Source organism: Janibacter alkaliphilus, assembly GCF_013408565.1.
Lineage (GTDB): Bacteria > Actinomycetota > Actinomycetes > Actinomycetales > Dermatophilaceae > Janibacter > Janibacter alkaliphilus.
Genome location: NZ_JACBZX010000001.1, coordinates 656,247 through 670,869 on the forward strand (window position 1 = coordinate 656,247; position 14,623 = coordinate 670,869).

14 protein-coding genes are annotated in these 14,623 nt (G+C 73.6%); 10 read left to right on the top strand and 4 right to left on the bottom strand.

The genetic code is table 11. The features are described from left to right. The first annotated feature begins 34 nt into the window (after positions 1-34). From BJY28_RS03180 to BJY28_RS03200, 5 genes are all read left to right on the top strand, one after another. Positions 35-1,261, top strand: a complete 1,227-nt coding sequence (locus BJY28_RS03180) for a M48 family metallopeptidase (protein ID WP_179461718.1) — start codon at positions 35-37, stop codon at positions 1,259-1,261. A gap of 237 nt (positions 1,262-1,498) precedes the next feature. Beyond that, positions 1,499-2,194, top strand: a complete 696-nt coding sequence (locus BJY28_RS03185) for a TetR family transcriptional regulator (RefSeq protein ID WP_179461719.1) — start codon at positions 1,499-1,501, stop codon at positions 2,192-2,194. Positions 2,195-2,294: 100 nt separating this feature from the next. Then, complete coding sequence (locus BJY28_RS03190) at positions 2,295-4,769, top strand: MMPL family transporter (protein WP_179461720.1); 2,475 nt, start codon at positions 2,295-2,297, stop codon at positions 4,767-4,769. Between the two features lie 41 nt (positions 4,770-4,810). Next, positions 4,811-5,848: a 2-dehydropantoate 2-reductase gene (locus tag BJY28_RS03195; RefSeq protein WP_179461721.1), complete on the top strand. Its 1,038-nt coding sequence runs from the start codon at positions 4,811-4,813 to the stop codon at positions 5,846-5,848. Positions 5,849-5,902: 54 nt separating this feature from the next. Next, on the top strand, positions 5,903-6,412 hold the full coding sequence (locus tag BJY28_RS03200) for a low molecular weight protein-tyrosine-phosphatase (protein WP_179461722.1): 510 nt from the start codon (positions 5,903-5,905) through the stop codon (positions 6,410-6,412). A gap of 73 nt (positions 6,413-6,485) precedes the next feature. On the opposite strand, the gene BJY28_RS03205 is transcribed toward BJY28_RS03200, so the two are convergent. Continuing rightward, on the bottom strand, positions 6,486-7,283 hold the full coding sequence (locus BJY28_RS03205; RefSeq protein ID WP_179461723.1) for a PRC-barrel domain-containing protein: 798 nt from the start codon (positions 7,281-7,283) through the stop codon (positions 6,486-6,488). 155 nt (positions 7,284-7,438) lie between these two features. Further along, complete coding sequence (locus tag BJY28_RS03210) at positions 7,439-8,377, bottom strand: DUF2382 domain-containing protein (protein ID WP_179461724.1); 939 nt, start codon at positions 8,375-8,377, stop codon at positions 7,439-7,441. A 400-nt stretch (positions 8,378-8,777) separates the two neighbouring features. Between BJY28_RS03210 and purB the strand changes: the two genes are divergently transcribed. The 4 genes from purB to BJY28_RS03230 are packed head-to-tail and all read left to right on the top strand — an operon-like array spanning position 8,778 to position 12,141. Beyond that, positions 8,778-10,235 (top strand): adenylosuccinate lyase, encoded by a 1,458-nt coding sequence (gene purB, locus BJY28_RS03215; RefSeq protein WP_179461725.1) that lies wholly within the window; start codon positions 8,778-8,780, stop codon positions 10,233-10,235. Beyond that, the gene (locus tag BJY28_RS03220) at positions 10,232-10,807 is read left to right on the top strand and encodes a biotin transporter BioY (protein ID WP_179461726.1); all 576 of its coding nucleotides are present in this window, start codon (positions 10,232-10,234) and stop codon (positions 10,805-10,807) included. Before purB ends, BJY28_RS03220 begins: the two co-directional genes overlap by 4 nt. Before the next feature lie 48 nt (positions 10,808-10,855). Further along, positions 10,856-11,533, top strand: coding sequence for an energy-coupling factor ABC transporter ATP-binding protein (locus BJY28_RS03225; protein WP_179461727.1), 678 nt, complete (start codon positions 10,856-10,858; stop codon positions 11,531-11,533). Continuing rightward, the gene (locus BJY28_RS03230) at positions 11,530-12,141 is read left to right on the top strand and encodes a CbiQ family ECF transporter T component (protein WP_179461728.1); all 612 of its coding nucleotides are present in this window, start codon (positions 11,530-11,532) and stop codon (positions 12,139-12,141) included. The genes BJY28_RS03225 and BJY28_RS03230 overlap by 4 nt, the downstream gene beginning before the upstream one ends. Positions 12,142-12,162: 21 nt before the next feature. Here the strand turns inward: BJY28_RS03230 and BJY28_RS03235 are convergent, their stop codons facing one another. After that, positions 12,163-13,017 carry a transglutaminase-like domain-containing protein gene (locus tag BJY28_RS03235; RefSeq protein WP_179461729.1) on the bottom strand — a complete coding sequence of 285 codons (855 nt, stop codon included), beginning with the start codon at positions 13,015-13,017 and terminating at the stop codon, positions 12,163-12,165. 125 nt (positions 13,018-13,142) lie between these two features. Between BJY28_RS03235 and BJY28_RS03240 the strand changes: the two genes are divergently transcribed. Then, a complete protein-coding gene (locus BJY28_RS03240) occupies positions 13,143-13,934 on the top strand; it encodes a LolA-like protein (protein ID WP_179461730.1) in 792 nt (263 codons plus the stop codon). 91 nt (positions 13,935-14,025) lie between these two features. Here the strand turns inward: BJY28_RS03240 and BJY28_RS03245 are convergent, their stop codons facing one another. Further along, entirely contained in the window at positions 14,026-14,553 is a 528-nt protein-coding gene (locus BJY28_RS03245) for a YbaK/EbsC family protein (protein ID WP_179461731.1), read from the bottom strand. Positions 14,554-14,623 lie beyond the last annotated feature (70 nt).

Genomic DNA, 14,623 nt, shown 5'->3' on the forward strand with positions numbered 1-14,623 from the left:
CGCCACCACCACCCTCGAGAGCGAGACAGCACAGATGTCAGGTCAGCCCATGCCGGGGCCGCAGCGCCCGGGCAACCCCACGCCGATCAACGGCGCCACGATCCACGGGATCCTCGGCCAGCGCGGCATGCGCCACCGCTGGGAGCTGCCGCTGCTCGGGTTCGCCGTGGCCCTCGCGCTGCTGGCCTACCTGCTGTGGTGGTTCATGCTCTTCCACCTCTTCTTCCTCGAGGACAACGTCGACGACGGCACCGTCCTGGACGCGGCGGGCGGCTACGCGGGGCAGATCTTCGTGCTGCTCATGTTCGTCCCGCTGATCTTCTGGTTCGCGCGCGCCATGGAGTACGCCCGGCTGCGGGCCAACGCGGTGCGGATGAGCCCCAACCAGTTCCCCGAGGGCTACCGGATGCTCGTCGAGGCGGCCGAGCAGTTCGGGCTGCGCCGGGTGCCGGACGCCTACGTCGTGCCGGGCAGCGGAACGATCAACGCCTTCGCGGTCGGGCACGGCTTCCGCCGGTTCGTCGCGGTCTACTCCGACCTCTTCGAGGTCGGCGGCGAGGCCCGTGACCCCGAGGCGCTGCGCTACGTCATCTCCCACGAGGTCGGCCACCACGCCGCCGGGCACGTCTCCTACTTCCGCCTCGTCTTCATGGTCGTCATCAACCAGATCCCCTTCCTCGGACCGGCGCTGTCCCGCTCGCAGGAGTACACCGCGGACAACTACGGCTACCAGGCAAGCCCGCAGGGCGCCCTGGGCGGCATGGCGGTGCTCGCCGCCGGGAAGTACCTCAACGCGGACGTCAACGTCAACGAGCTGGCCGACCGGGCCGCCACCGAGAAGGGCTTCTGGCTGCACCTGGTGAACTGGCGCTCCGGGCACCCGATCATCACGTGGCGCACCCACGCGCTGCGCGACCGCAGCCGGCACGGTGCGCTGTGGCTGCGCCCGCGCCTGGTCGCCTACCCCAGCACGCTGCCGCCGGCCGGCAGCCTCAGCGGCGGGTACCCGACGCCCGGCGACGCCCTCGGGCTGCTCGCGGCCACGGACCGGCTGCGGCCGGCCGGGACGAAGGCGCAGTTCGGGCGCTTCCCCGGGGTCGACTACTCGGGGCAGCCGAGCATCCGTCAGGTCCAGCTCTCCGCGCCGCTGCTGCCCGGGGCCCCGGCCCCGGCGAACCCGCCCTACGGCTTCGGACCCCAGGGCCCGCAGAACCCGGGCGGCCCGCCACCCGTGCCGCCGAACCCGCCCTACGGCGGCTGACCCTCCCGCGTCTGCCCGGGCACGCTCTGGTCCCCTCCGGAGCGTGCCCGGGCTCACTCTGTCCCCCTTCGCGCAATTTGCCCGGGCAGTTGCGGCCCCTCCTGCGCAACTGCCCGGGCAAATTCCCTCCCCTCCGTAACTGCCCGGGCAGTTGCGAAGGGGGCCCGGCGCGCGGGTTGTGACAGGGCTGTGGGCACCTGTTTGCACTCTGTGCGGGATCGTGCAATATTGCACTCTGTGAGTGAGAGTGCAACGGCGTCCCGGCGCGGCAACCGCCGCCGCCAGATCGTGCAGGCCGCCCAGGAGCTGGCGATCGAGCACGGCCTGTCCGGCTTCACCCTCGACGACCTGGCCGAACGGGTCGGGGTCTCCCGCCGCACCCTCTTCAACCACGTCGAGTCCAAGGAGGCTGCCGTCATCGGCAGCATCCCGGTGCTCGACGCCGACCACGCCGCCGCGCTGCGACGACCCGGCGACGCCCCGCTGCTCGACGACGTCGTCACGGTCCTCTGCGACGTCGTCGGCTCCGAGGACGAGAGCGTCGCCGGCTGGCAGCGGATGCACGACGTCGTCGAGCGCAACCTCGAGCTGCTCCCCCGGATCAAGCAGCACATGCAGGCCCTCGCCGAGGAGGCGGCCACCCAGCTGACCGCCCGCCGCGGGATCGACCTGCCGGCCGCGCACGCCGCCGTGGCGGTCGGGGCCGCGGTCATCGAGCTGGCCCTGCGCGACTGCCTCTCCGACCCCGGCATCGGCACCCTCGCCGAGCGCTGCCGCACGCACCTGGACGCGGTGCGCCGGGTCGTCTGCGACCCCGGCATCGGCACCCTCGCCGAGCGCTGCCGCACGCACCTGGACGCGGTGCGCCGGGTCGTCTGCGACCCCGGCACGAGCGCACCAGCCACCGCCGCACCCGGACCACCGCCGCCCTGACCCCGACGGCGCGAGCGCCGCGCCACGCCCTGCACCACCGACCACCCCTGGCCCCGACGTCGTGGCCGTCCGCACCACCCGCACAGACAAGGACATCTCCATGGCCCACGCCCTCTACCGGCTCGGCAGGACGGCCTACCGCCGCTGGCCGGTCGTCATCGTCGCCTGGCTGGCGCTGATCGTCGCGCTCGGCGCGGTGGCGGCCACCCAGAGCAAGCCGATGTCGGACCAGTTCACCATCCCGGGCATCCCCTCCGAGGAGGCCCAGACCCTGCAGAACGAGCTCTTCCCCGGCTCCGGTGACGCCCTCGACGAGGCCTCGGCCACCGTCGTCGTCGCCGCCCCCGAGGGTGAGACCCTCGACGACCCGGCGAACGCCGAGGCCGTCCAGAGCCTGGTCAGCGACCTGCGCGACCTGCCCCAGATGGACGAGCAGACCGCGCAGACCGCGATCGTCTCGCCGAGCCGCGCCGCCGCCGGGCTGGAGCAGCAGATGGCCGAGGCGGGCGAGCAGAACGGCATGCCCGAGCAGGTCGTCGCCGCCAACGTCGCCGCGATCTCGCCGCTCAGCGAGAACGGCCAGATCGGCACGATCAGCTGGACCTTCGACGTGGAGTCCTCGACGGACGTCGAGGAGACCACCCGCGAAGAGGTCGAGGCCGCCCTGGCCGACGCCCGCGCCGACGGCCTGCAGGCCGAGGTCAACGGCACCGCCATGCAGGCCGTGCCCGAGACCGGCGGCACCAGCGAGCTCATCGGCGTCGCCTTCGCCCTGGTCGTCCTCGTGCTCACCTTCGGCTCGCTGGTCGCGGCCGGCATGCCGATCATCTCCGCCTTCGTCGGCGTCGGGATCGGCGTCATCGGCGTCTCGATCGCGACGATCTTCACCGACATCGGCACCACCACGCCGATCCTGGCGACGATGCTCGGTCTGGCGGTCGGCATCGACTACGCGCTCTTCATCCTCTCCCGCTACCGGGCCGAGCTGCGGCACGCCGACCGCGAGGAGGCGATCGGACTCGCCCTCGGCCGCGCCGGGTCGGCCGTCGTCTTCGCCGGCCTGACCGTGATCATCGCGCTGGCCGCCTTCGCTGTCGTCGGCATCCCCTTCCTCACCTCGATGGGTCTGGCGGCCGCCGGCACGGTCTTCGTCGCCGTGCTCGTCTCGCTGACCCTGGTGCCGGCGCTCATGGGCATGCTCAAGGGCAAGGCCTTCGCCGGGCGGGTGCGCAAGGACCACCTGGTCACCGAGGGCGAGCTGGTCAACAACGGCACCCGCTGGGCCCGCCTGCTGCGGCGCCGCCCGCTGATCGCGGTGATCGCCGTGGTGGCCGCGCTGGTCGCCCTGGCGGTGCCGATGAAGGACATCCACCTGGGCCTGCCGACGGACTCCACCGCGGCCACCGACACCACCCAGCGCAAGGCGGCCGACCTCGTCAGCGAGGGCTTCGGCGAAGGGCGCCAGGCCCCCTTCCTCGTCGTCGTGGACGCCCGCGAGGCGGCCGGCGACGACCCGCAGGCCGCCCAGCAGGCGTTCGGCGCGGTGACCGAGTGGGCCGCCGGCCAGGACAACGTGGTCAACGCCCAGGTCACCCAGGTCAGCGAGGCGGGCACCGGGGCGCAGATCCTGGTCACCCCCGGCACCGGGGGCGACGACGTCGCCACCGAGGACCTGCTCCACGACCTGCGCGACAGCCAGGCCCAGATCGAGTCCGAGACCGGCGCCACGGTCGGCGTCACCGGCCTCACCGCGATCCAGGTGGACGTCTCCGAGCGGCTGCTCGAGGCGCTGGTCCCCTACCTCGCGGTGGTCGTCGGGCTGGCCTTCCTGCTGCTGATGATGGTCTTCCGCTCGATCCTGGTGCCGCTGACCGCGACCCTGGGCTTCCTCGGCTCGGTGCTGGCGACGCTCGGCGCGACCGTGCTGGTCTTCCAGCAGGGGCTCTTCGGGATCTTCGACCCGGCGCCGCTGATGAGCTTCCTGCCGATGCTCATCATCGGGATCGTCTTCGGGCTGGCGATGGACTACCAGGTCTTCCTCGTCACCCGGATGCGCGAGGCCTACGTGCACGGCGACACCGCGGACGGCGCGGTCGTGGACGGCTTCCGGTTCGGCTCGCGCGTCGTCACCGCGGCCGCGGCGATCATGATCTCGGTCTTCGCCGCCTTCATGCTGCAGGACGACACCCTGGTGAAGTCGATCGGCTTCGCGCTGGCCTTCGCCGTCCTGCTGGACGCCTTCCTGGTCCGTCAGGTGCTCATCCCGGCGCTGATGTACCTCATGGGCGACAAGGCCTGGTGGCTGCCGCGCTGGCTCGACAAGATCGTGCCGAACGTCGACGTCGAGGGCGAGTCCCTGGCCCGTGAGGGCAGCGGCAGCAGCAGCGGCGGCGACCACGGCCACGGCGGCGGGTCTGACGGCGGCCCCGGCGACGGTGGTCCCGGCGACGGTGGCGACGGCGGCCCCGGCGACGACGACGGCCCCGAGGACGACGCCCCCACGGGTGGCCGGAAGGGTCGGCACCGGCCGCGCCACGCCGCCGGTGCACCGGTCCCGGAGCCGGCCGGTCGCTAGGCTGAGGTGATCCGGCGGGGGCCGGGCACGAAGGGGTTGAGATGGAGCGACGACGGATCGGCGTCATGGGCGCCGGCAGCATCGGCTGCTTCGTCGGCGCCCACCTCGCCGCGGCCGCGGACGTGACGCTCGTCGGCCGCCCCGGCATCCTCGATGCCGTGGCGGCCGACGGGCTGACCGCCGTCGACCTGCGCGGGCGCCGCCGGACGGTCCCTGCCAGCGAGCTGCGGCTGTCCACCGAGGCGAGCGCGGTGATGGACTGCGACATCGTCCTGCTGTGCACCAAGTCGACGGTGACCGCGGACGCCGCCGCGATGATCGCCCCCTTCCTCGAGCCGGACACGATCGTCGTCTCCCTGCAGAACGGCCTGCGCAACGCCACCGCGGTGGACGAGGCGCTGGCGCAGACCTTCCCCTCGCGGGCCGGCCGGCCGCTCGTGCTCAGCGGGATGGTCCCCTTCAACGTCGTGCGCAGCGCCCCGGCCGCCTGGGACCAGACGGTCAGCGGGCGCATCGTCGTCAAGGACCACCCCCGGGTCGAGCCGCTGGTGCGGGCCGCGGGCGCGGGCGGCCTGCGGATCGACGTCGACCCGGACATGCGCTCGATCCTCTTCGCCAAGCTGCTGCTCAACCTCAACAACGCGGTCAACGCGCTCTCCGGCGAGCCGCTGGCCCGACAGCTGCGGGACCGGGACCACCGGCGGGTGCTGGCCGCCTGCCAGGACGAGGCGCTGGCGGTGGCCCGGGCCGCGTCGGTGTCGCCGGCCCGGCTCACCCCGCTGCCGCCGGCCGCGATGCCGGCGCTGCTGCGCAGCCCGACCCCGCTCTTCGCCACCCTGGCCCGCACCCAGCTGACGATCGGGCCGGATGCGCGCTCCTCGATGGCCGACGACCTGGCCGCCGGACGACCGACGGAGATCGGCGAGCTGCAGGGAGCGATCAGCGACCTCGGCGACCGCTTCGGGGTGGCCACCCCGGTGAGCCGGGCGCTGACCGCGCTGGTCCGCGAGGCCGAGCAGGCCGGTGACGTGCGGCGACGCTGGTCCGGCCGCGAGCTGCGCCGGGCCGTCGCGGCCTGAGACCGCGGCCACCCGGGCGCCGTGACGAGTGCACCGGTGCGAGAGGGTGGAGGCATGGATCGCCCCTACCGGATCACCGTGGTGTGCACGGGCAACATCTGCCGTTCCCCGATGGCCGAGCTCGTGCTGCGTGAGCGCCTGGACGCCGCCGGGCTCGGGGACCAGGCGGTCGTCGACTCCGCCGGAACCACCGCGTGGGAGGAGGGCAACCCGCCCGACCCGCGCACCGTGGACGTGCTGCGGCGCCACGGCCACGACGTCGACGGGTGGCAGCACCGGGCCCGGGTGATGGAGCGCTCCTGGTTCCCGGAGACCGACCTGGTGCTCGCGGCCGACCACGGGCACTTCTCCACGCTGCGGCGGATGGCCCCGACCCCGGCCGACAAGGACAAGGTGCACATGCTCCGCGCCTTCGACCCGGCCGTGCCGAGCGAGGCGGAGCAGGGCATGGACGATCCCTGGTACGGCGACGAGGCCGGCTTCGAGCGGACCTACGCGGAGGTCGACGGCGCCGCTGACGGGGTGGTCGACCGGGTGCGCGCGGACCTCGCGTCCCGCGGCTGAGCCACCGCGACGGAGACAGAACAGACGACGGGCGCCCGGATCACCAGGCGCCCGTCGTCGTGTCGAAGGGGTCTCAGACGGGTCGGCCGGCAGCGCCGTCCGCGCCGCCATCACCGGCAGCACCGTCCGCGCCACCATCGCCACCGAGGCCGGCGTGACCGTCCGCGCCACCATCACCGGCAGCACCATCGGCGCCACCATCGCCACCAGGACCGGCGTGACCGTCCGCGCCACCATCACCCGCAGCACCATCGGCGCCACCGTCACCACCAGCGCCGGCGTGACCGTCCGCGCCACCATCACCCGCAGCACCATCGGCACCACCATCACCACCAGCGCCGGCGTGACCGTCCGCGCCACCATCACCAGCAGCACCATCGGCGCCACCATCACCGCCGAGGCCGGCGTGACCGTCCGCGCCACCATCACCCGCAGCACCATCGGCGCCACCATCACCGCCGAGGCCGGCGTGACCGTCCGCGCCACCATCACCAGCAGCACCATCGGCGCCACCGTCACCACCAGGACCGGCGTGACCGTCCGCGGCGGCCGGACCTGCACCGCTCTCCAGCCGGTAGTGGGCGTAGACCTGATCCTCCTGGGCGGCGTCGATGTGGCCGTCCTCGTCCAGGCTGGGGGCGTCCTTGATCTGGTCCTCGGTGTAGGGCACGCGGATGTCACCGCCGTCGATCTGCGCGTCGCGCAGCGGGACGAAGCTCGCGCTGCCGCCGAGCAGCCCGGTCTTGACGGTGACGAAGTTCGGGTTGCCGGTCGCGTCGTCGAGGAAGAGCTGGCCGACGCTGCCGACCTTGTCCCCGTTGCTGTCGTAGACGGTGCCGCTCTGGAGGGCGTCCAGGTCGAAGGTGCTCATCGATGCTCCTGTCTCGGCGGGGTACGCCGTCGTCGGTCCCCTCACCGTACTGCTCGGCGGGCCCCGGCGGGGGTCCGGGTGCCCGGACTCCGTCCGGGCACGACCGTGCCCCCGGCCCGCAGGCCGGGGGCACGCCTCCCCCAGGGAGATGGCCGTCAGGCGCGACCGGTGCCGTCACCGTCCTCGACGATGTCGACCTCCTCGCGGCTGACGTCGGTCTGCACGCGCTCGGTGTCCTGGACCGTCGTCTTGCCGAGGCCGACGCGCTCCTTGTCGACGACCTCCTTCTCGACGACCGGGCGGTCCTCGCTGAGGGTCACCTCGGCCTCGCCCTCGGCCAGGTCGCCGCCGCGACCACCGTCAGCGATCGGCTCGCGGACGACCTCGACCTCCTCGCGCTCAACCGGGACCTCGACGGTCTTGGTGTCGGTGACCACGTGCTTGCGCAGGCGGACCCGCCCGGTCTGCACCCGCTCGGTGCCGACCCGGACCTCATCCTCGCGGCGGACCACCGAGTCGCCGGCCGCGCCGTCTCCGGCCGCGCCATCGGCGCCACCGTCACCGCCGACCCCGGCGTGACCATCGGCGCCACCGTCTCCGGCCGCACCGTCGGCGCCACCGTCACCGCCGACACCGGCATGACCGTCCGCGCCACCGTCACCACGGGTCGCGGCGGCGGTACCGGCCGCAGCCGTGCCCGCGGCCGCGGTGCCCGCCGCACCGTCAGCGCCCCCGTCACCGCCGACACCGGCGTGACCATCGGCCCCACCGTCACCGGCCGCACCGTCGTCGAGCCCGTAGTAGCGGTAGATCTCCTCCTCCTGGGCGGGGTCGATGTGACCGTCCTCGTCGATGTTCGGGGCGTCCTTGATGACGTCCTTGGTGTAGGGCACGTGGATCTCGTCGCCGTCGATCCGCGCCCCGTCCAGCGGCACGAAGCTCTCGTTCCCGCCGAGCAGCCCGGTCTTGACCGTGACGAAGTTGGGGTCACCGGTCGCGTCGTCCAGGTAGAGCTGGCCGACCTTGCCGACCTTGTCGCCGCTGCTGTCGTGGACGGTCCCGCTCTGGATCTCCTCGATGCTGAACTGCGCCATCCCTGCTCCTGTCCGGCGTGCGTGCACGCCTGCTGGTATCTGTCGGATGCACCGACGGGCGGGACAACGAATCGCCACCAGCCCCCCGGCTGGACCGGGTTCTCCGGTCGTGACTCGACAGTAACCCGTGGAACCCGTTCATGCGCGCTGAACAGGCACAACGTCTCCTGGCAACCTCCTGGGAGCGGCCCCGAAGCGAGCCAGTCGTCGGTGAGCGCAGATCGTCGTCACCGCCACCGGCGAGGCGACGATCTGTGCTCACTTCGGCTCATGCCCCTGCCCCGACCCAACCCCACGCGCGCCCCGCGGCACACCTGTGCCCGGGCGTCGCAGCTGGTGCCGGCGGACGTCACAGGCGGACCCGGCTCGGGCCCGCCGGAGGGGCTGGGACACTGTCTGCATGCAGAGCCTCGCCGACGCGACCCCGCCGATCGCCCTGGGACCGTTGGACGGCCGCTACCGGCCGGCCGTCGCCCCGCTCGTCGACCACCTCTCCGAGCCCGCGCTGAACCGGATGCGCACCCACGTCGAGGTGGAGTGGCTGATCCACCTCACCGACGGCGGGGTGGTCCCCGGGGTCCGGCGGCTCAGCGACGACGAGAAGGACCGGCTGCGCGAGGTGGTCACCACCTTCGGCCCGGCCGAGATCGAGGAGCTGGCGGCCACCGAGAAGGTCACCCAGCACGACGTCAAGGCCGTCGAGTACTTCCTCAAGCAGCGGCTGGGTCAGATCGCGCCGGACCAGGCCGACGCCGGGCTCGGCGAGCTCATCCACTTCTGCTGCACCAGCGAGGACGTCAACAACCTCGCCTACGCGCTCATGGTCAAGGGCGCCGTCGAGCGGGTGTGGCTGCCGAAGGCGCACGCCCTGCTCGAGGCGCTGACCGGCATGGCCGACGAGCTGCGCGCCGTGCCGCTGCTGGCCCGCACCCACGGCCAGCCGGCCACCCCGACGACGATGGGCAAGGAGCTGGCCGTGCTGGCCCACCGGCTGCGTCGGCAGCTGGGCCGGATCGAGCGGGCCGAGCACCTGGGCAAGCTCAACGGCGCCACCGGCACCTACGGCGCCCACCTCGCCGCCGTCCCGGACGCCGACTGGCAGCAGGTCAGCCGCTCCTTCGTCGAGGGCCTGGGGCTGACCTGGAACCCGCTGACCACCCAGATCGAGAGCCACGACTGGCAGGCCGAGCTCTACGCCGACCTGGCCCGCTTCAACCGGGTGCTGCACAACCTCTGCACCGACGTCTGGACCTACATCTCCCTCGGCTACTTCGCCCAGGTGCGCGGCCAGGGCACCGTCGGCAGCAGCACGATGCCGCACAAGGTCAACCCCATCCGCTTCGAGAACGCCGAGGCCAACCTCGAGGTGAGCACCGCGCTGCTCGACGTGCTGGCCAGCACCCTCGTGCAGTCCCGGATGCAGCGCGACCTCACCGACAGCTCGATGCAGCGCAACATCGGCACCGCGGTCGGGCACTCGGTGCTGGCCCTGGACAACGTCGTGCGTGGCCTGGCCGGCCTGGACGCCGTGCCCGAGGCGATGGCCGCCGACCTCGACGAGAACTGGGAGGTCCTCGGCGAGCCGGTGCAGTCGGCGATGCGTGCCCTGGGCGCCCAGGGGGTCCCCGGGATGGACGAGCCCTACGAGCGGCTCAAGGAGCTGACGCGCGGCCGCCGGATCGGCCAGCCCGAGCTGATCGAGTTCGTCCGCGGCCTCGGGCTGCCCGCCGAGGTCGAGCAGCGCCTGACCGCCCTGACCCCGGCCACCTACCTCGGGCTGGCCCCCGATCTCGTCGACCACGCCACGACGCCCGGCGACCAGAGCGCCGGCACCACCCAGGAGAGCACCCCGGCATGAGCGCCTCGCCCACCACCCACGCCGACTCCACCGCGCGGGAGATCGCCTACGTCGCGGTCTTCGCCGCGCTGATCGTCGCGCTGACCCTCTTCCCGGCGATCGAGATCGGCATCTCGCCGGTGCCGATCACCCTGCAGACCTTCGCGGTGACGCTCACCGCGATGCTGCTCGGACCGCGCCGCGGGGCGCTCGCCGTGCTCGCCTACCTGGCGCTCATCGCTATCGGGCTGCCGGTGGCCGCGGGCTACCGCGGCGGGCTGGGCGTCTTCGCCGGGGCCACCGGCGGCTACCTGGTCAGCTACCTGCCGGCCGCGCTGCTCGTCGGCTGGCTCGCCGGCATGGCGCTGCGCCGCACCCGCCCCACCCCCTGGCTGATCCTCGCCGGGGTGGCCGGGATGCCGGTGATCTACGCGATCGGCACCGGCTGGTTCATGGCGGTGACCGGCATGGAGCTGGGGCCGGCGGTGGCCGCGGCGATCACCCCCTTCGTCGTCGTCGACGCGATCAAGGTGGCCCTGGCCGCGATCGTCACCGCCGGGGCCGTGCGGGCGCTGCCGACGCTGCGTCGCTGACCCCCGCACCGCCGACCTCGTGCCGTTGACCTCCCACGCCGCCGACCGATGACGATCCGCTTCGAGGACGTCCACCTCGAGCACGCCGGCCGTCCGGTGCTGCGCGGCATCTCCGCCGACCTCACCGAGCACCGCATCGGGATCATCGGCGAGAACGGCTCCGGCAAGTCCAGCCTCGCCCGCACCATCAACCACCTGCACGCCCCCAGCCGGGGGCGGGTGGTCGTCGACGGGGTGGTCGCCGCGCAGGACCCGAAGGGGGTACGGCGCAAGGTCGGCTTCCTCTTCCCCGACGCGGCCGCGCAGATCGTCATGCCCACCGTCCGCGAGGACCTCGACTTCTCCCTCCGCGGCCTCGGGCTGTCCCGCGACGAGCGGGCCGCCCGGGTGGAGGCGAGCATGGCCGAGCAGGGGCTGAGCGCGCACGCCGACCACCCCTGCCACCTGCTCTCCTCGGGCCAGCAGCAGCAGCTGGCGCTGGCCGCGGTGCTGCTGCGCGAGCCCGACGTGGTCGTCGCCGACGAGCCGACCACGCTGCTGGACCTGCGCAACCTGCGAGCCGCCCGGCGCCGCTTCGCCGAGCTGCGCCAGCAGCTGGTGCTGGTCACCCACCACCTCGAGCTGCTCGAGGACGTCGACCGGGTGCTGCTCGTCGCCGACGGGCGGATCGCTGCAGACGGCGAGCCCGCCGAGGTGGTCGCCCGCTACCGCCGGATGATGGCGTGAACCTCGTCGGGGTCTACCGGGCCGGCAGCTCCTGGCTGCACCGGACCCCGGCCGGGGTCAAGGTCGGTGCCCTGGTGCTCATCTCGATCGGCGCGCTGCTCGTCGACTCCCCGTGGATCGCTGCCGGCCTGCTGCTCGCCTCGCTGGCGGTGCTGCTCAGCGCCCGGGTCGACCTGCGGCTGCTGCGCCGGCCCCTGGTCGTGCTGCTGCTGCTCGGGCTCTCGCTGGCGCTCTTCATGTGGTGGCAGCAGGGCGCGGGCGCCGCGGTGGTGGCGGTCAGCCGGCTGCTCACCCTCGCGCTGCTGGCCTGGACGGTGTCGATGACCACCCGGGTCAGCGACATGCTGAGCGTGCTGCTGCGGGTGCTGGCGCCGCTGCGCAGGGTCGGGGTGGACCCGGCCCGGGTCGGGATGACGATCGCCCTGGCGGTGCGCAGCGTGCCGCTGCTGCTGGCCACCGTCAGCACCGCGCAGCAGGCGCGGCAGGCGCGGGGTCAGGGCCGCTCGCTGACCGCGCTCGGGGTGCCCGTCGTGGTGCGCTCGGCGCGGATCGCCGACGAGCTGGGCGACGCCCTGGTGGCCCGCGGCTACGACCCCGACGAGGACTGAGGCGCACCCGCCGAGGGCGGATCAGGCCAGCCGGACGAGGCTCTCGTGGTCGTCCTCGGGCATCTCGCCCTCGACGAGCGAGGCGTGCACCCGCTGCCGGTCGAAGGTGGTCAGCCCGCCGGTGGTCGTGAGGAAGGCGGTGTCCGCGGTGTCCCGACCGGTGGCGATCCGCACCAGCGTCTCCCGCGGCGCCATCCGGGTCGCGTCGACGATGTGCCAGGACCCGTCCACCCAGGCCTCGGCGACCGCGTGGAAGTCCATCGGCGAGAGCCCGGGCGCGTAGACCGAGACGAGACGGGCCGGCACCCCGAGGGCGCGCAGCAGGGAGACGACGACGTGCGCGTAGTCCCGGCACACCCCCTGCCCAGCCAGCAGCGTCTCCACCGCACCGTCGGTGCCGCGGCTGCTGCCGGAGACGTAGGAGAAGTTCTCGAAGACCCACCGGCCGACCGCCTCGACCAGCGGCACCCCGGTCAGCCCCGGGAAGGTGCGCGCCGCCATCGGCGCCAGCCGGTCGGACTCGGCGTAGCGGCTGGGCCGGGTGAAGACCCACCGGTCGAAGTCGATCTCCCGCCCGGTCGGGTCGCCGATCGGGACGGTGATGTCGACGATCGCCTCGTAGGTCACCTCGAGCCACCCGGTGCCCACCTCGTCGAGGACGTGCAGCCGCGTGCCGTGGTCGCCGGCCAGCTCGCGCGGGGTGACCTCACGGCCGGCGGCGTGCACCAGCAGGTGCTCCTCGACGATCTCGTGGCTGCCGGCGACGGCGAAGGAGAGCAGCGCGGAGCGGACGTCGGTGGTGGCGTAGGCGAAGGTGGCGCCCACCCGGGCACGACGGCTGGTGGGACGTCCCTCGACGATGGCGGCGTCGGTCATGCCCGTCACTGTCCCCCACCAGCGAGGACAGGGTCAAAGCGGGCTAGATTGGCGCGACCACCGACCCCTGGCCAGCGAGCCGGTGGCCACCGACCAGCCCGTGACCCCGACCACCTGGAGATGCGATGACCGGCGCCCGGCTCCGCGCAGCGGCCGGCGTCGGCGTGCTCGGGATCGCCCTGGCCGGGGTCGCGGCGTGCGGTCAGGAGAGCAGCTCCGAGGCGACCTCGGTGGCCACCCCGCTGCCCCGGACGACCACCACGATGACCGCCCCGGAGGACCCTGCCTCCACCACGACGCCCTCCAGCACCACCACCACCGGCGAGGCGGTGGACGCCGCCGCCCTGACCCGCCGGATCGGCGCCGCCGTCGACACCGCGGGCAGCGCCGAGGTGGACGTGCGGGTGGGCGAGGGGTCGATCGCGGCGCGCGCTCAGGGTCCGGAGGACCTGCGCACCGGCGACCGCGAGATGGAGCTGACGGCCAACGGCCGGACGAGCACCTACCGCTGCGTCGACGACGCCTGCTTCGCCCAGGGCGCCGACCGCTGGACGAGGATCGACCTGGACGCCTCCGGCACCGAGCAGCGCGCCGTGGCCCTGCAGGTGCGGCTGACCAGCGCCGAGCGGCACCTGACCGCGATGCTGACCGCGACCCGGGGCGCCGGGCGGCAGGGCCGTGAGGACGTCGACGGCGTGAGCACCACGCGCTACAGCCTGACCGCCGACGTCGACGAGGCGCTGCGCGTGCTGGGGCTGCCCGAGGGGATGGACCTCGGCGAGGGTCTCGTCTACGACGTGTGGCTGGACGACGAGGACCGGCCGCGCCGGATCAGCTTCCGAGTGGGCCAGGCCCCCGGCAGCCTGGACCTGCGCGACTGGGGACGCGCCGTCGACCTGAGCCGCCCCTCGACCTGAGCCGGTGGCACATCTGGGCCTACCGTCCGGCTGAACCGCCCGGCCGTCCGGCTGAACCGCCCGGCCGGGGCGCCGTCGACCCGGGCGGCGATCAGCCGATCGCCAGGTCCAGCACCTCGGCACCCGGCTGCGCAGCCAGCTCGGCGGCGGCGACGAGCAGCTTGCTGGCCCGCAGCCCGGAGCCGATGACGACGTCCCCGGCGGCCAGCACCCCCTCGTCGATCAGTACCGGCCACCCCTCGGGCAGCCCGACCGGGGTGATCCCGCCGTACTCCATCCCGGTCAGCTCGACCGCCTCGTCCATCGGGGCGAAGGAGATCTTGCGGACGTCCAGGTGGCGGCGGACGACGTTGTTGATGTCGGCCCGGTCGGTCGCCAGCACGAGCACCGCGGCCCGGCGCACCTCGCCGCCGCGCCGACCGGCGACCACCACGCAGTTGGCCGAGTGCTCCGGCGCCGAGCCGTACGCCTCGCAGAAGGCCGCCGTGTCGGCCAGCCCGGGGTCGATCTCGGCGACCCGGGCCGACGGCACCGCATCGATCGCGGCCGCGACCGGCGCGGCCAGCAGTTCCGGGTGCTGGTGCGCGGACGTCCAGGTCAGGGTGCCTTCGGCGCTCATGCCGCGACCCTAGTCCGAACGGAACCTGGTGCTGCCGGTCCCGGCTGGCTAGCGTGGTCAGAGACTCGAC

Bases quoted from the DNA above. Each gene is read 5' to 3' on its own strand.
- purB (WP_179461725.1), top strand. From the start codon at position 8,778: ATGCAGAGCCTCGCCGACGCGACCCCGCCGATCGCCCTGGGACCGTTG.
- BJY28_RS03180 (WP_179461718.1), top strand. From the start codon at position 35: ATGTCAGGTCAGCCCATGCCGGGGCCGCAGCGCCCGGGCAACCCCACG.
- BJY28_RS03195 (WP_179461721.1), top strand. From the start codon at position 4,811: ATGGAGCGACGACGGATCGGCGTCATGGGCGCCGGCAGCATCGGCTGC.
- BJY28_RS03235 (WP_179461729.1), bottom strand. From the start codon at position 13,017: ATGACCGACGCCGCCATCGTCGAGGGACGTCCCACCAGCCGTCGTGCC.
- BJY28_RS03240 (WP_179461730.1), top strand. From the start codon at position 13,143: ATGACCGGCGCCCGGCTCCGCGCAGCGGCCGGCGTCGGCGTGCTCGGG.
- BJY28_RS03245 (WP_179461731.1), bottom strand. From the start codon at position 14,553: ATGAGCGCCGAAGGCACCCTGACCTGGACGTCCGCGCACCAGCACCCG.
- BJY28_RS03200 (WP_179461722.1), top strand. From the start codon at position 5,903: ATGGATCGCCCCTACCGGATCACCGTGGTGTGCACGGGCAACATCTGC.
- BJY28_RS03190 (WP_179461720.1), top strand. From the start codon at position 2,295: ATGGCCCACGCCCTCTACCGGCTCGGCAGGACGGCCTACCGCCGCTGG.
- BJY28_RS03210 (WP_179461724.1), bottom strand. From the start codon at position 8,377: ATGGCGCAGTTCAGCATCGAGGAGATCCAGAGCGGGACCGTCCACGAC.
- BJY28_RS03220 (WP_179461726.1), top strand. From the start codon at position 10,232: ATGAGCGCCTCGCCCACCACCCACGCCGACTCCACCGCGCGGGAGATC.
- BJY28_RS03205 (WP_179461723.1), bottom strand. From the start codon at position 7,283: ATGAGCACCTTCGACCTGGACGCCCTCCAGAGCGGCACCGTCTACGAC.
- BJY28_RS03225 (WP_179461727.1), top strand. From the start codon at position 10,856: ATGACGATCCGCTTCGAGGACGTCCACCTCGAGCACGCCGGCCGTCCG.